The organism is Citrobacter sp. S55_ASV_140, assembly GCF_018919505.1.
Lineage (GTDB): Bacteria > Pseudomonadota > Gammaproteobacteria > Enterobacterales > Enterobacteriaceae > Citrobacter > Citrobacter werkmanii.
The window spans coordinates 1-14,739 of the sequence record NZ_JAHLQZ010000014.1 but is presented as its reverse complement, the minus strand read 5'-3'; the positions used below and the strand labels follow the sequence as shown (position 1 = coordinate 14,739).

Annotated in this window: 14 protein-coding genes and 1 pseudogene; 5 read left to right on the top strand and 10 right to left on the bottom strand. The window is 50.3% G+C overall.

Annotation, left to right across the window (positions count from 1 at the left end; all coding sequences use genetic code 11):
• Window positions 1-63 precede the first annotated feature (63 nt).
• Entirely contained in the window at window positions 64-957 is an 894-nt protein-coding gene (locus tag KQJ18_RS04275) for a PhzF family isomerase (RefSeq protein ID WP_216421513.1), read from the top strand.
• Window positions 958-1,016: 59 nt separating this feature from the next.
• Here the strand turns inward: KQJ18_RS04275 and nhoA are convergent, their stop codons facing one another.
• Window positions 1,017-1,862: an N-hydroxyarylamine O-acetyltransferase gene (gene nhoA, locus KQJ18_RS04270; RefSeq protein ID WP_160956129.1), complete on the bottom strand. Its 846-nt coding sequence runs from the start codon at window positions 1,860-1,862 to the stop codon at window positions 1,017-1,019.
• Window positions 1,863-2,019: 157 nt separating this feature from the next.
• On the opposite strand from nhoA, the gene KQJ18_RS04265 reads away from it, so the two are divergent.
• Together KQJ18_RS04265 and KQJ18_RS04260 are read left to right on the top strand one after the other, a co-directional pair.
• Window positions 2,020-2,592 (top strand): flavin reductase family protein, encoded by a 573-nt coding sequence (locus tag KQJ18_RS04265; protein ID WP_121529063.1) that lies wholly within the window; start codon window positions 2,020-2,022, stop codon window positions 2,590-2,592.
• A 213-nt stretch (window positions 2,593-2,805) separates the two neighbouring features.
• Entirely contained in the window at window positions 2,806-4,782 is a 1,977-nt protein-coding gene (locus tag KQJ18_RS04260) for an alkyl sulfatase dimerization domain-containing protein (RefSeq protein WP_199963890.1), read from the top strand.
• Between the two features lie 38 nt (window positions 4,783-4,820).
• On the opposite strand, the gene pptA is transcribed toward KQJ18_RS04260, so the two are convergent.
• Both pptA and KQJ18_RS04250 read right to left on the bottom strand, forming a co-directional pair.
• The gene (gene pptA, locus KQJ18_RS04255) at window positions 4,821-5,048 is read right to left on the bottom strand and encodes a tautomerase PptA (protein WP_069324916.1); all 228 of its coding nucleotides are present in this window, start codon (window positions 5,046-5,048) and stop codon (window positions 4,821-4,823) included.
• 39 nt (window positions 5,049-5,087) lie between these two features.
• Window positions 5,088-5,705: a glutathione S-transferase family protein gene (locus KQJ18_RS04250; protein WP_038640673.1), complete on the bottom strand. Its 618-nt coding sequence runs from the start codon at window positions 5,703-5,705 to the stop codon at window positions 5,088-5,090.
• 111 nt (window positions 5,706-5,816) lie between these two features.
• Here KQJ18_RS04250 and KQJ18_RS04245 point away from each other — a divergent pair, with 111 nt between their 5' ends.
• Window positions 5,817-6,746, top strand: a complete 930-nt coding sequence (locus KQJ18_RS04245) for a LysR family transcriptional regulator (RefSeq protein WP_069324918.1) — start codon at window positions 5,817-5,819, stop codon at window positions 6,744-6,746.
• Between the two features lie 89 nt (window positions 6,747-6,835).
• Window positions 6,836-7,825 (top strand): zinc-dependent alcohol dehydrogenase family protein, encoded by a 990-nt coding sequence (locus tag KQJ18_RS04240; RefSeq protein ID WP_216421531.1) that lies wholly within the window; start codon window positions 6,836-6,838, stop codon window positions 7,823-7,825.
• 202 nt (window positions 7,826-8,027) lie between these two features.
• On the opposite strand, the gene KQJ18_RS04235 is transcribed toward KQJ18_RS04240, so the two are convergent.
• The 7 genes and pseudogenes from KQJ18_RS04235 to KQJ18_RS24610 all read right to left on the bottom strand — a co-directional run.
• On the bottom strand, window positions 8,028-8,423 hold the full coding sequence (locus KQJ18_RS04235; protein WP_216421511.1) for a hypothetical protein: 396 nt from the start codon (window positions 8,421-8,423) through the stop codon (window positions 8,028-8,030).
• A gap of 1 nt (window position 8,424) precedes the next feature.
• Entirely contained in the window at window positions 8,425-9,603 is a 1,179-nt protein-coding gene (locus KQJ18_RS04230; RefSeq protein WP_216421509.1) for a hypothetical protein, read from the bottom strand.
• 2 nt (window positions 9,604-9,605) lie between these two features.
• The gene (locus tag KQJ18_RS04225; protein ID WP_253297446.1) at window positions 9,606-10,247 is read right to left on the bottom strand and encodes a PAAR domain-containing protein; all 642 of its coding nucleotides are present in this window, start codon (window positions 10,245-10,247) and stop codon (window positions 9,606-9,608) included.
• A gap of 131 nt (window positions 10,248-10,378) precedes the next feature.
• The gene (locus KQJ18_RS04220; protein WP_174331414.1) at window positions 10,379-11,152 is read right to left on the bottom strand and encodes an amino acid ABC transporter ATP-binding protein; all 774 of its coding nucleotides are present in this window, start codon (window positions 11,150-11,152) and stop codon (window positions 10,379-10,381) included.
• Complete coding sequence (locus tag KQJ18_RS04215; protein ID WP_216421505.1) at window positions 11,136-12,062, bottom strand: amino acid ABC transporter permease; 927 nt, start codon at window positions 12,060-12,062, stop codon at window positions 11,136-11,138. Before KQJ18_RS04215 ends, KQJ18_RS04220 begins: the two co-directional genes overlap by 17 nt.
• A gap of 9 nt (window positions 12,063-12,071) precedes the next feature.
• On the bottom strand, window positions 12,072-12,581 hold the full coding sequence (locus tag KQJ18_RS04210) for a GNAT family N-acetyltransferase (RefSeq protein ID WP_069324921.1): 510 nt from the start codon (window positions 12,579-12,581) through the stop codon (window positions 12,072-12,074).
• A 10-nt stretch (window positions 12,582-12,591) separates the two neighbouring features.
• A pseudogene (locus KQJ18_RS24610) lies at window positions 12,592-14,739 on the bottom strand (NtaA/DmoA family FMN-dependent monooxygenase); the annotation flags it as partial.

Sequence of the window (14,739 nt, the reverse complement as noted above, 5' to 3'; positions counted from 1 at the left end):
GGTCTGCATCGCTATCCCGCTTTTTGTACGCTATGATGCTTCTCCATTCCAGGGAGAACGCTAATGAAACCACAGGTTTACCACGTCGATGCCTTTACCTCGGTCCCCTTTCGCGGCAATTCAGCGGGCGTGGTGCTGCATGCTGACGGACTGAGCGAAGCGCAGATGCAGCTCATTGCCCGCGAGCTGCGTCATTCGGAAACTGCATTCCTGCTGACCAGCAACGACAGCGATGTACACATCCGCTATTTCACGCCGACGGTCGAAGTTCCCATCTGTGGACATGCTACCGTCGCCGCGCACTACGTGCGGGCCAAGGTACTGGGTCTGAGCAACACGACCGTCTGGCAAACCTCGCTGGCCGGGCGCCATCGGGTGGATGTTGAAACTGTAGGGAATGACTATCGCATTAGCCTTGAGCAAGGAACACCTGGATTTGAACCTCCGCTGCAAGGCGCGGTTCGCGCTGCAATTATCCACGCCCTGCATCTGAGCGAAGACGATATGCTGCCAGGGCTGCCGATCCAGGTTGCCACCACCGGCCATTCGAAAGTGATGATTCCGCTAAAGCCTGAGGTAGATCTGGACGCCCTTGCCCCAGATTTGCAGGCTCTGGCGACCATCAGCCAACAAATTGGCTGTAACGGTTTCTTCCCTTTTCAAATCCGTAAGGGCGAAAACGCCACCGATGGACGCATGTTTTCACCCGCAATTGGTATTGTGGAAGATCCAGTCACCGGCAATGCCAACGGGCCGATGGGCGCGTGGCTGGTTCATCACCGACTGATGGCGCATGATGGCAAAACGTTACGTGTTCTGGGGCATCAGGGCCGCGCGCTGGGTCGTGACGGTATAGTTGATGTGAAGGTCGCTATTCGTGATAACCAGCCGGAAAAAGTCACCATTACCGGTTCGGCGGTGATCCTGTTTCATGCCGAATGGGCGATAGATTTTTAATCTATACCTGTGGGCCGGATATGGCGATTACGCCGCATCCGGCACTATTCCCGATGGTGTTATTTCCCCGCTTCCGGGTGCGTATCAAACGCCGCCATTACCGTCGCCAATTCTTCTTCAGTAAATCCATGCTTCACATCATCCACGCCCAATCCAAACCGCGCCTGCAATAAGGCGTACAGGCTGGCGACGTCAGGCAGATTAATCTGCTCTACCGCATGGCCATCCTGATAATGGGTAAAATGAAAATTGGTTAACGTAAATTTACCGCCGTCTGGCAGATGACGGCACATCAGCAGATGGTGACGAAAATGCGACTGCGGCCAATGCGCCGACCAGAAGTTGCCCATCAGATAATCGCTCTGATGCTGCATAACCAGGTCAAAACGGTACATTGATTGCCAGTGTTCGTGATGAAGGAACTGCAAAATCCAGTCTTCACCTTCCTGAATCAGACGATACTCTCCGTGTGGTGTGTGCTGTGCAACATCTGCCTGCAGACGAATCGGCGCTGTCAGCGTTTGCCCACCGAATCCGACGTCAGCGATCCACTGCTCTCCCTGCAGCTCAACCAGCAGCAGACGATGCGTGCGTGGCGGTAGGCTTGACGGATTCGCCAGTACCACACGTCCAAGTAAACTGCGAACGGTAAAACCGATTTCGCGGAGCGCCCGCTCAAATAACCCATTTTGCTCAAAACAATAACCGCCGCGACGCGCCGTCACCAGTTTCTCTTCCAGCGATGCGTCGTCGAGTTGCATTTCGCGTGGCAGCAGTACATCGAGATTTTCAAAAGGAATGGCGCTGTTGTGCAGTAAATGCAGCGCTCGCAGGGTTTCAATGTTGACGTTGGCCGAACCTGACCAGCCAATACGGGCAAAATAAGCGTTTGAAAAAGGCGTCATACCAGCTTCCTGTTTGTGTAATGTTGTACTTATAACGCATTTTTAATTTTACGCTGTCGATTTTGTGCGTTGTTCTTCCTCACGAGGCGACAAAATCGCTAATACCGTTAATATCTAAGTTAATTGTGGTGTGTTATCTCTCAGCCAAGGAGCATCCATGAGCCATTTTCGTCCTCTCGAACTAAAACATGCCAGTCGACTGCTAAATCACGGCCCTACCATTTTAATTACCAGTCGGGACGATCATACAGAGCGGCGGAATGTGATGGCTGCTGCGTGGTCAATGCCCGTTGAGTTTGAACCACCACGTATCGCAATTGTGGTTGATAAAACCGCCTGGTCGCGGGAACTGATTGAACGCAGCGGCATGTTTGGCATCGTTATTCCGGGGGTTGCCGCCGCCAACTGGACCTGGGCCGTTGGCAGCGTTTCCGGTCGCGTGGAAGATAAATTCAACTGCTACGGCATTCCTGTGGTGCAAGGACCGGTGTTGGGTTTACCGCTGATAGAAGCAAAATGCCTGGCCTGGATGGAATGCCGTCTACTGCCTGCAACGGCGGCGCAGGAAAAGTATGACACCCTGTTTGGGGAAGTGGTCTCGGCGGCCGCTGATGAGAGAGCCTTCGTGGAAGGGCGATGGCAGTTTGATGATGACAAGCTCACTACCCTGCATCACCTTGGGGCCGGAACGTTTGTCTCCATAGGGAGACGCATTACCGCAGGTGAATAATTGTCTGCTAACGAATGGCGGCTCATGCTTTTCATCCCTCACCGTCTTCTTAAAACTTCTGAAAAACCAGTCGGATGAATCGCTGTCCTTCCTTGCTGAATCATTTGCGTGAATTATAGTTAAACTTGCTCTAACTCAAATATCTATTCCAAATCCAATCAGTCAAAGCAGCATCCCCCAACTGTACTTATAAAGTGTCAGAGAGGTTTTACGATGCAACTGAATAGAATCGCACAAAGTTTTATCCTTGCCGGGTTACTCACCTCTGCCTCTGCTCCCCTGATTGCCGCTGAAGCGCCAAAGGACGCAACCGCTTCCACGCAACAAGCGAACAATGCGCTTTTCAATCAACTGCCCTTCTCCGATAACACCGACTTTACCGATGCTCATAAAGGCTTCATCGCCCCTATTCCTCAGGATGTGATCAAAGGTGAGCAAGGAAATGTCATCTGGAATCCGCAACAATATGCGTTCATTAAAGAAGGCGATAAAGCCCCGGATACGGTAAATCCGAGCCTGTGGCGTCAGTCCCAGTTGATCAACATCAGCGGACTGTTTGAAGTGACGGAAGGCGTTTACCAGATCCGTAACCTCGATCTGTCCAACATGACGATCATTGAAGGTAAAGAAGGCGTCACCGTTGTTGACCCGCTGGTATCAGCAGAAACGGCCAAAGTCGGGATGGATCTTTACTTTAAAAACCGCGGTCAAAAACCCGTTGTCGCGGTGATTTATACGCACAGCCACGTTGACCATTACGGCGGCGTACGCGGCGTTGTTGATGAAGCAGACGTTAAAGCGGGCAAAGTGAAGATTTATGCACCTGCCGGCTTTATGGAAGCGGCGGTGGCTGAGAATATCATGGCCGGTAACGTCATGAGCCGTCGCGCGAGCTATATGTACGGCAATCTACTAAAACCTGATGCCAAAGGTCAGGTTGGTGCCGGACTGGGAACCACGACCTCCGCGGGAACCGTCACCCTGATTGCGCCAACCAATATAATTGAAAAAGATGGGCAAAAAGAGGTCATTGATGGCCTGACCTATGACTTCATGTTGGCCCCAGGCTCCGAAGCGCCGTCAGAAATGTTGTGGTATATCGAAGAGAAGAAACTGATTGAGTCTGCTGAAGACGTCACCCACACCCTGCACAACACCTACTCCCTGCGCGGGGCCAAAATTCGTGAGCCGTTGCCATGGTCCAAATACATTAACGAAGCGATTGTACGCTGGGGAGATAAAGCAGAAATCCTGATGGCGCAGCACCACTGGCCAACCTGGGGTAATGACAAAGTCGTGAACCTGTTGAAAAGCCAACGAGATCTGTATCGTTACATCAACGACCAGACGCTGCGTATGGCTAACGAAGGTCTGACCCGCGATGAAATCGCCGCGAACTTTAAACTGCCGGACTCACTGGCGCATACCTGGGCTAATCGCGGTTACTATGGTTCCGTCAGTCATGATGTGAAAGCGACCTATGTGCTCTATCTCGGCTGGTTTGATGGTAACCCGGCAACGCTGGATGAACTGCCGCCGGAAGAAGCGGCGAAGAAATTCGTCGACTATATGGGCGGAGCGGACGCCATTCTGCAGAAAGCGAAAGCCGACTATGACCAGGGTAACTATCGCTGGGTGGCCCAGGTGGTGAGCAAAGTGGTGTTTGCCGATCCCAATAACCAGGCCGCGCGCAACCTGGAAGCTGATGCGCTGGAACAGCTAGGATACCAGGCTGAATCCGGTCCGTGGCGCAACTTCTACCTGACCGGCGCGCAAGAGCTGCGTAATGGTGTGGTTAAAGGCCCAACCCCGAACACCGCCAGCCCGGATACCGTACGCGCCATGACGCCGGAAATGTTCTTCGACTATCTGGCGGTACATATTAACGGGCAGAAAGCGGGTGATGCCAAATCGGTGTTTAACATCGACCTTGGCAGCGACGGTGGTAAATATAAGCTTGAACTGGAAAATGGCGTGCTAAACCATACCGCCAATGCCGAAGCAAAAGAGGCTGACGCCACCATCACATTGAGTCGCGACACGCTCAATAAAATCATCCTCAAGGAAGTGACGCTGAAACAGGCGCAAGACAGCGGCGATGTGAAGATAACCGGCGACGGCGCTAAACTTGACGCTATGCTCGGCTATATGGATAAGTTCGAATTCTGGTTTAACATCGTTACACCGTAAACCTGTTGAAAACGGGCGGAAAATTCGCCCGTTTTATCTCACATGCTGTAGCCAGGTTTTTTAATTAACGTTGCCATCTGCGGCTTAATCTCCGCATCCCACACGCCCTGCCACGCCTCTGGCTCAACTTGATTCAGCGCCACGCTTACCGAGCTGTCTTTGCTTTGCAAATGACGAATAATGACGTCGGTAATATCCGCCGCCAGCGCGGATTTTTGCTCGTCGCTCAGATCGCGGGGAAAACATTTAATATCAACGTGCGGCATAGCAGGTTCCTTATTGTTTTGGTCAGAAAGTGTGTTTTCTCAAATAATCTTATTGTTTTTCAGCACGGAACGTAGCCGTGGGTGCTGGCAAACCGCATCAGCGATAGCGCTAATATTCGGCGTGTTGTCCTGGAACCAGTCATGTCCCGGCCCCCAGCTACGCATCACACAAATATAGACGTCCAGCAAGGTTAGCTGCTCTCCGAAAGCGTACGGCTCGGCGCTTAGCTGGTCATTCAACCACATATAGAGAGATTTTCGGTACTCAATACAATTTTTTTTCAACTGCGTCGGAGCATCCGGCACCCAGCGTTCAGGATAATCGGCATAGGTAAATGTGGGATAGACATTTGCCACCAGCCATATCAACAGACGCTGGAACTGCTGACGCTCGCTGCGCCCAACGGAGGGCGAAAGCTCGGGACAACGATCGAGGATCATCAGGGCGATCGCCGCAGTTTCCGTCATGACTTCGCCATTTTCCAGTACCAGTGTGGGCACCTGGCATAGCGGATTCATTGTCTTAAGCAACTCCCGCGAAGGACCATCGCTGTCAAAACCGTCGACATTAATAAAACTGTAAGGGATCTCCGCCAGTGTGAGCATCACTTCACTGATGGCCGATCCCCAGCCCGGCACCCCATAGACCTTAATCATGCTGTAACCCTCAACGTTAAAACACTAAGTGTAGAGCAGCATTCAATAACCTATGCAGGCATGATTATTACTCTCATAATAACAATGATCGGATATCGGGAGAAATAAGCGATGCGTTCCAGTATGTTTGAATATATGACCATTTTTATACAGGTTGTTGAGCAAGGTGGATTTGCCAGAGCTGCAGACGTATTACACCTGCATCGCCCCGCAGTGACCAAAGCCATCCAGCATCTTGAAGACGAACTGGGGGCAAAGTTACTTAACCGCACAACCCGTAAAGTGACGCTGACCGATGAAGGTGACGCTTTTTACCAACGCACAAAAATACTGCTTGGCGACGTTGATGACATCATGGCCTCTTTCTCGCCAACCCGCCCGCCACGCGGAAAACTCAGGGTTAATGCCCCTCTGTCGCTGGCGCATTCCGTGTTAGTTCCTGCGCTGAAAGATTTCCAGTCGCGATATCCTGACATCGAGATGGTACTCACCTCCACCGACCGTAAAATCGATATGCTTGCCGAAGGTATCGACTGCATGATCCGTATCGGCGAATTACAAGACTCTTCCCTGATATCCAGGCGACTTGGTGAAGTAAAGATGGTGACCTGCGCGTCACCGGATTATTTGCAACAACATGGCGTACCACAGACGCCAGAGGATTTATCCCGACACCAGGCGCTTAACTTTTTTAGCGAGCGTCACCGGGAAGCGCTGGAGTGGTCCTTCATTAGCGGAGGTAAAACTTTATCGTTCACGCCCACCGGGCGGATAAGCGTTGATAACTCCGATATATTGCTGACCGGCTGTTTATCTGGACTCGGCATCATACGTGGTGTTCATGCCGTGCTGGCCCCCTACCTCCAGTCGGGTCAGCTCGTTGAGGTGCTGGCCGATTACGCTGGAGAATCAAAACCGGTTTCTGTGCTTTACCCCGACAGGCGTCACCTCACCCCTCGCGTACGGGTATTCATTGACTGGCTGTGCGAACTTTTTAGCCAACAAAAACCGCGGCTTCAGGGATTGTTACGAAATGAGTAATAGTGAAGTTCCGCAACTGCGGTTTTTCACTCTCATCTGAATCGTTAAATTGTGCAGACCCAATACAGAACAATTTACTGAGGTCTGCTATGTCTAAGGTCGTAGTTTTTAATCAAATTGGTGACGCTGACGTCCTGAAGATTCAGGACATGCAGGTTCCCGCGCCTGATGCAAATGAGGTTCAGATCCGCGTACGGGCAATTGGTATCAACCGTGCGGAGATTATGTACCGCACAGGTCAGTATATTTACCAACCTAATTTCCCGGCACGGTTGGGTTATGAAACTGCCGGAGTCGTTGAATCTGTAGGAGACAACGTAGGTGAGTTTGCACCAGGGGATTACGTTAGCGTCATTCCGGCTTTCAGCTTTCATCAATATGGTATGTATGGAGAAGTCGTTAATGCCCCGGCGCACGCGGTCGTAAAGCATCCGCAAAACCTCAGCTTTGCCGAAGCCGCCGCCAGTTGGATGATGTATGTGACCGCATTCGGTGCACTGGTTGAATATGCGGATATTAAACCTGGAGATAATGTGCTGATCAATGCTGCTTCCAGTAGCGTCGGACTGGCGGCAATTCAGATTGCTAATATGCTCGGCGCAAAGCCTATTGCGATGACGCGAACCAGCGAGAAGCGAAACCAGCTTTTGCAGCTTGGCGCAGCAGATGTTATCGCCAGTCATGAGCAAGATCTTGTCACTGAGATCTCACGCATTACTGATGGCAAAGGAACCCGTGTGGTCTTCGATCCGGTCGGTGGCCCGGGAGTGGCAAAAATTGCCCAGGTGATGCCGGCCGGTGGGATCTTTTTCCAATATGGCTCGCTTGATGCACGCGACCTTTCTATACCGGTCATTGAGATCCTCGGTCGCCATTTGACTTTCCGTGGTTATGAAATTTTTGAAATCACCTCGGACGCAGAAAAACTTTCGCGAGCGAAACGGTTTATCTTTAAAGGATTGCAGTCCGGGCAGCTCAAGCCGCTGATTGATAAAACCTTCGCCTTTGATGATATCGTCGAGGCACATCAATACATGGAAGCCAACGGTCAGGTAGGCAAAATCGTCGTCACTGTATAACCCCTGTGCGGCACACCCTTGTGCCGCAATGTGTCTCAAAGCACTTTCGACAAAAACTGCTGGGTACGCGTGTGGCGTGGATGATTCAGCACCTAATATTGTACGTTAATGCTGTTTTTAACCATCAAGAAATGAGAAAACTTGTCTCTGAGCGGGTTCTCGTATCTTGATGGGCTATGCTGAGAGCGCCTCTCAAACGATCTTAAGAAGATCCTTCTGAATCTTTGACCGTAATAGTATAGGTTTTATCGAACTCTCCTGATTTTGAAAGCATTCCGCCACCTAAGCCCCCATGTACTCGCACTTTAGCTATGCCTGCTTTTGTTGGTGTCCCTCTAATCTGGATACAATTATTGAATTCATTATCATCACAATACTGTAAGTGAAGCCCTAAATTATCTGGATGAATATCTCCAGCAATGACTTGTTTACCATAAAGATCATAAGAAAGGACTACTCCACCAAATATATTTATTTGGTTACAATAGGGAATGCCAACAGTTGCATCATTAAGCACCTCCCCTTCTGGAGTGAATTCTGCCTGCAACGAACAGGCAGACAGTAAAAATAAAGGCAGAATCAAAAAAAATTTTCCCATTTTATTTCAATGATTTGAAAACCATCCCTCCAAAAAACCTGTTGATAAAAAATTGCAAATCTTTGTTTGGTTTTATCCAGTTTTTTTCCTTTCCCCAAGAAAACAATTCTAAACTAATATATCCATTAGGATCTTGCATGACTGAACCATTCCAAACAACCCAGTGTGTAGGTAATGTTGTTTTATTTGTACTATTTACAAGAAGCCCGTCATTTATCAATGTTACGACTTTATAATCTTGCTCAATATATTTATTTAAATCTCTGATTCCCTGAACACCCGCCTGAGTAATACCGACATTACTGAAAACCATTTTATAGCCGACTTTTTCAAACCATTCTGCCAAAATTTGCCAAATTGTGATACCAGCAACTGGAGAATCAAGAGCATCAAAGCTCAGCATTGTATTCTCTGAATCTCTGAGTCCAGCAAGTGTCATCCAGTCAGTACCGGCTATCTTCGGTCTGCCGTCATCATAGTAAAATGCACCTGTAGGATGCCGACAGCCTTTACCTGGCGAAATGATTAAATTACCTATTTTAGTTTTTCCGTATCGCCAAAGTTCACGGGCAGCTTGCGCATACACATCAGGGCGATCCTTTTGCAGGCAGTAAAAAAATGCTGCAGGTCCACATACACTTGCAGCTATTTGATTAGGGAAATCAAATCCGTTAAATCTTTCTTCTATTTGACGTTCTACTAATTTTTTATCAAAAGGATCCCTGGAATTACCAATGGGATATTCTTTTGCTATAAATGGTCTCTCCTCGCGGGTTATGGTAATTATTTTCGTTTCACCGCCCTGACTTTCAGGTTTAGGTGTACCTGCCGATTCAAAATAACAGAGATTTTCACGTTTAGCCTCAGACCATGCTTTACCTGTACTAAATTCTGCAAGCGTATACATCTTTGTGAAAGGCTTTGGAGTAACACTGTGAGTATGCAGCATCGTCTTACGATAAAGCGTCATTTCCATAATGTAGATAGTTGATAGAGGCTCATTTATATCTTCAGACATATGTATCTGAGTTTGGTAGTTATCCTTAAATTTCTGCTGTCTCACATCTATCAGATAATATTTATTTCTGTCAGCATTCATACGATAAATAGATAGATCATATAATAAAGAGTTTGCAGGAACATTAGAGCGAATACGGGTGCTGAGCGGATAAACAGCCATAATTAATCCATTAATATGTGCAGGTTAATATTTTCAGCGGATTCAGCATAATGCCACTCTGTCATCCCTTGGCTATCTGTATTCCCCGTTTCTGTATGGCCGTCCGGGAGTATGAGAAGATACCGGCAATCCACCATCAGTCTGCCGTTATCATCTGCACACTTAAAACGAATACAGTTTCTGCTGCTGACATCCTGTGAGTTCTGCATCATTATCGATAATTGACTGGTGTCGCGGGTGGTTAAAGTACCCGCGCCACTGCTGGTATATTGTGTGGCTGTACCAAAAACATAGTGATTGGAGCAGCCACACAACACCCTGTCGCCAGTAGCTACATATGCTTTACCATTTTCCATCCAGTCCACTGCAGAAGCGAAAATTGGAAAATGTCCATTGCATTTCCGACAAATTGCCCTGTCACCGGTTTGGGCAATAGCTCTATCACCATCATACCAGGATGCAGAAGCAGTAATAATTTTTCCATAACTTGTTTTATCGCCGAGACAGGCCAGTGCTCTTACCATTTTCAATTCTTTAGTTAAAAAGTGGTAATACTCAATGGCATGATACATAACACATGATTTAAGCAAAGTTTTACTATGCTTGCTCACAACTTTACTAAGGGTGATATATTCCAGATCCAAGTCATTATTCACATGATAATAAAGTGATTTTTTGATAATTAGTCACTAAGTTTGTTACTCGAAAGGAAAACTAATTTAGGATTAACGGACGTTCATATTTTCTTGATAATTTCACTCTTTGGACGCAGTACTCAAAGCACTTTCGACAAAAACTGCTGGGTACGCGTGTGGCGTGGATGATTCAGCACCTGCTCGCTGCTGCCCTGCTCGACAATTTTGCCATCGACCATAAACACCACCTGATCCGCCACTTCCCGGGCGAAGCCAATCTCGTGCGTTACTACAACCAGCGTGGTTCCCGACTGCGCCAGCGCTTTGATAACATCCAGCACTTCGCCCACCAGTTCGGGATCAAGCGCTGACGTGGGTTCATCAAACAGCATGACGCGCGGATTTAATGCCAGTGCACGGGCAATGGCGATACGTTGTTGCTGTCCGCCGGATAAGTGACGCGACCAGGCATCGGCTTTATTACGCAGTCCTACCGCATCAAGCAGGGTTAATGCCCGCTCGGTGGCGGCTTTACGTGTTGCCAGACCGTGCGCAATGGGCGCTTCAATCAAATTCTCCAGCACCGTTAAGTGCGGGAACAGGTTAAAGTTCTGGAACACATAGCCGACGTTAACGCGCTGGCGCAAAATTTCCGCCTCTTTCAACTCATACAGCTTGTCTCCCTGCCGACGATAGCCAATGTAATCGCCATCAATTTGAATAAACCCTTCATCGACGCGCTCCAGATGGTTGATAGTCCGCAAAAGCGTGGATTTCCCGGAGCCGGATGGGCCAAGAATAACGGTTACCGTACCGGGTGGGATCTCCAGCGACACATTATCCAGCGCTTTGTGGCGACCAAAGTATTTGCTGACGCCGGTAATAGAAATATGGCCTTCAGGCAAGTGGGACATGGACGGTCTCCTGCTGCGGACGTTGACGACTGCGTTTTTCTGCACGACTCACCCGGGCGGTATTGATCGCTGAACGTCGTTCGCTACGTGCCAGCGCGCGTTCGACCAGGTGCTGAATTAACGACAGGACGCTGGTGATCACCAGATACCACACCGCGCCGACCATCAGCAGCGGGATCACCTCCTGCGTGCGGTTGTAGATCATCTGGATGGTGTAGAACAACTCAGGCATGGCCAGCACGTATACCATCGCCGTCCCTTTCGCCAGACTGATGATTTCATTGAACCCGGCAGGCAAAATAGTGCGCAGCGCCTGTGGCAGGATAATTCGCAGCGTACGTCGCCATGCCGGTAAGCCCAGCGCCGCAGCAGCCTCGTACTGACCGTGATCAACCCCCAAAAATCCACCACGAATAATTTCAGCGGTATAGGCGCTTTGCACCAGCGTCAGGCCGACTACCGCAGTGGAAAACTGGCCGAGTACATTGATGGTCTCAAAACTGCCCCACTGAATGGGAGTAAACGGAATACCAATCGTCAACGTGTCGTACAGATAGGAGAAGTTGTACAGAACGATTAACACGACAATCAGCGGTAACGAGCGAAACAGCCAGATGTATCCCCATGCCAGACCGTTCAGCAGCCAGGAAGATGAAAGTCGCGCCAGCGCCAGCAGACCGCCGATGAGAATACTCAACAGCGTACCGATAAGCGTCAGCAACAATGTTTGCCCGAGACCGGACAAGATAACCGGATCGAAGAACCAGCGGGCAAACACGGCCCATTCCCAGCGCGGGTTAAACGCCACGGACTGGATAATCACCGCCAGAACAAACAAAGCAATGATCGCTCCGACGGTACGCATGGGATAGCGCGCCGGTACGACTTTAATGCTATCAGTCGTTTTCATTTTATCTCCTCAGGCTATTCTGGCCTGACCGGCGATGGTCAACAGTTTAGTAAAGCGCAGTCGTCCATCAAACGGCGGCTGGCTGTACTCTTCGGGATCGCGCTCCGTATCAAACTGCGGATCGTAGCCCTGACTTAAATACAGCCGGACGGCCTCCGGCTGGCGAAATCCTGTGGTCAGATAAATCCGGCTGTAGCCCGCGAGTAGCGCCCTACGCTCCAGCTCCTGCACTACGCGCGCCGCCAGCCCCTGCTGTCGCAGGCTACTTTTCGTCCAGATACGCTTAATCTCGGCGGTATCTTTGTCGTAAGGTTTGTAGGCCCCGGTGGCGATGATCTCACCGTTACGTTCCAGTACTACGAACAGCCCCTGCGGCGCCAGATACCATTCGGTCAGCTCCACCTCTGCGTCGCGAGAAAAATAATCGCCATAGCGGGCGGCATATTCACCAAATAGACCGTTTAAAATGGGTTGCAGCTCGCTGGCTTCAGGTGAGACCACGCGAAATTGATCGCTCACGATAACCTCCTTAGTCGCCTAACCCGGCTGGGTTGATCTCAGATTGCGGAATGCGTTCCACCCCTTCCCCCCAACGGTTCAGTACCTTGTCGTAGTCGCCGTTGCCAATCACGCCGTTGAGGGCGGTTTGCACAGGCAGAACCAAACCGCTGTCCTTTTTCAGCGTCACGGCGATATGTGCCGCTTTTGGCCAACCGCCATCAACGCTACCCACCAATTGTGTTTTACCGTTGAGCGCGGCTTTCCACGCGCCAATAACGTTAGGACCGAAGTAGGCATCAGCGCGACCTGACTGCAGGGCCAGAGTCTGGGCGGCATCGTCTTTGGTATACACTGGCGTAAACGGCTGTAACCCTTTCTTCACGTTTTCATCGTTCCAGGCCAGCAGGATGGCTTCCTGGTTCGTCCCCGAACCGACGATAATGCGCAGACCGGCGATATCTTCCGCCTGCTCGATTTTCTTCAGCTTGCTGCCGGTTTTGACATAAAAGCCCAGGGAGTCCTTACGATAGGTCGCGAAATCGAATTTCTCTTTGCGCGCTTTTGTGACGGTAATATTGCTGATCGCGGCATCATATTTGCCGGAGGTGACGCCCAGCGGCCAGTCTTCCCATGATGTGGGCACAACGTTGAGTTCCAGCCCCAGACTGTCTGCCACCAGACGGGCAATGTCCGCCTCGCTGCCGATCAGTGTTTTATTGTCATCGGCAAACACGGTCAGCGGCGGCTGACTGAGCCCGGCAATCGCCACGGTGAATTTGCCCGGTACAGCCAGGTGCAGGTTCGCAGGTAATTGCGCAATCGCCTGCGGATTTTTTGCCGTATTAATCGGCGTTTTATTGGCTTCCAGGCTTACGCCCGTGCCGTTAATAGTCACGTCATTTGCCCAGACGGTCGCGCTGAAGGCCAGCGACAGCGCGAGGAAAACTGATTTTTTCTGCATAGCGTTTTTCTCTTATTGTGTGAATTGATTTGCAGGTGTCGCTAATCCCAGGCTTGCGCGCAGGGTCGTACCGGGATATTCATGGCGGAACAGGCCACGAGCCTGAAGCACGGGGATAACCTGTTCGACAAAACGTGGGAAGGTATCCGGCGTTCCTCCCTGAATGATAAAACCGTCAGCCGCTTTCTCGTCGAACCACTGCTGAAGGCCGTCGGCTACCTGTTGCGGCGTGCCGCTGAAGCGCGGACGTGGGCTGGCCGCCTCCAGTGCAACCTGGCGGAGAGTTAAGCCACGCTCACGCGCAGTGCGTTTGATCTCATCAGTCGTACTGCGAAAGCTGTTTTGTCCGAGAGAACCCAGATCCGGGAACGGTGCGTCCAGCGGATATTGGGCAAAATCATGATGTTCGAAGTAGCGGCCAAGGTAGTTCAGTGCGTCAGTAATGGAAACCAGCGCAGCGGTAGTCTGATACTGCTGCTCTACGTCCTCTGCACTGTCGCCAACAATGACGCTGACGCCCTGGAATATATGCAATTGTTCGGGACCGCGCCCGGTGGTTGCTAATTGGCTTTTTACATCCTGATAGAACGCTTTAGCTTCCGCCAGCGACTCCTGATGAGTAAAAATGGCATCAGCATGCTGCGCTGCTAATTTCTTGCCATCGGATGAAGCCCCAGCCTGAAATATAATTGGACGGCCTTGTGGTGTTCGCCCGATATTTAACGGCCCGGCAACCTGGAAATAATCCCCATGATGGTTAAGCGTGTGCAATTTTTGCGGATTAAAAAATTCTCCGCTTGCCTTGTTACGGGTAAAAGCATCATCTTCCCAGGAATCCCACAGTCCTTTCACTACCTGTAAATATTCATCGGCAATACGATAACGTTGGGCATGCTCTGGATGCTGGGCGCGGGAATAGTTTTTTGCCGACCCTTCCAGAGGCGACGTCACCACGTTCCATCCGGCACGGCCCTGGCTGAGATGGTCGAGGCTGGCAAACTGCCGGGCGGTGGTAAAGGGCTCGCTGTATGACGTGGAGACAGTGCCAACCAGTCCCAGATTGCGAGTGATGCTGGCCAACGCAGATAATACCGTCAGCGGCTCAAAGCGATTTAAAAAATGTGGAATTGATTTTTCATTAATATACAGACCATCGGCGACAAAAATAAAATCCAACTTCCCTTTTTCCGCAATAAGCGCCGTTTCTTTAACAAA

Bases quoted from the DNA above. Each gene is read 5' to 3' on its own strand.
- KQJ18_RS04275 (WP_216421513.1), top strand. From the start codon at position 64: ATGAAACCACAGGTTTACCACGTCGATGCCTTTACCTCGGTCCCCTTT.
- nhoA (WP_160956129.1), bottom strand. From the start codon at position 1,862: ATGACGCCTTTTTCAAACGCTTATTTTGCCCGTATTGGCTGGTCAGGT.
- KQJ18_RS04265 (WP_121529063.1), top strand. From the start codon at position 2,020: ATGAGCCATTTTCGTCCTCTCGAACTAAAACATGCCAGTCGACTGCTA.
- KQJ18_RS04260 (WP_199963890.1), top strand. From the start codon at position 2,806: ATGCAACTGAATAGAATCGCACAAAGTTTTATCCTTGCCGGGTTACTC.
- pptA (WP_069324916.1), bottom strand. From the start codon at position 5,048: ATGCCGCACGTTGATATTAAATGTTTTCCCCGCGATCTGAGCGACGAG.
- KQJ18_RS04250 (WP_038640673.1), bottom strand. From the start codon at position 5,705: ATGATTAAGGTCTATGGGGTGCCGGGCTGGGGATCGGCCATCAGTGAA.
- KQJ18_RS04245 (WP_069324918.1), top strand. From the start codon at position 5,817: ATGCGTTCCAGTATGTTTGAATATATGACCATTTTTATACAGGTTGTT.
- KQJ18_RS04240 (WP_216421531.1), top strand. From the start codon at position 6,836: ATGTCTAAGGTCGTAGTTTTTAATCAAATTGGTGACGCTGACGTCCTG.
- KQJ18_RS04235 (WP_216421511.1), bottom strand. From the start codon at position 8,423: ATGGGAAAATTTTTTTTGATTCTGCCTTTATTTTTACTGTCTGCCTGT.
- KQJ18_RS04230 (WP_216421509.1), bottom strand. From the start codon at position 9,603: ATGGCTGTTTATCCGCTCAGCACCCGTATTCGCTCTAATGTTCCTGCA.
- KQJ18_RS04220 (WP_174331414.1), bottom strand. From the start codon at position 11,152: ATGTCCCACTTGCCTGAAGGCCATATTTCTATTACCGGCGTCAGCAAA.
- KQJ18_RS04215 (WP_216421505.1), bottom strand. From the start codon at position 12,062: ATGAAAACGACTGATAGCATTAAAGTCGTACCGGCGCGCTATCCCATG.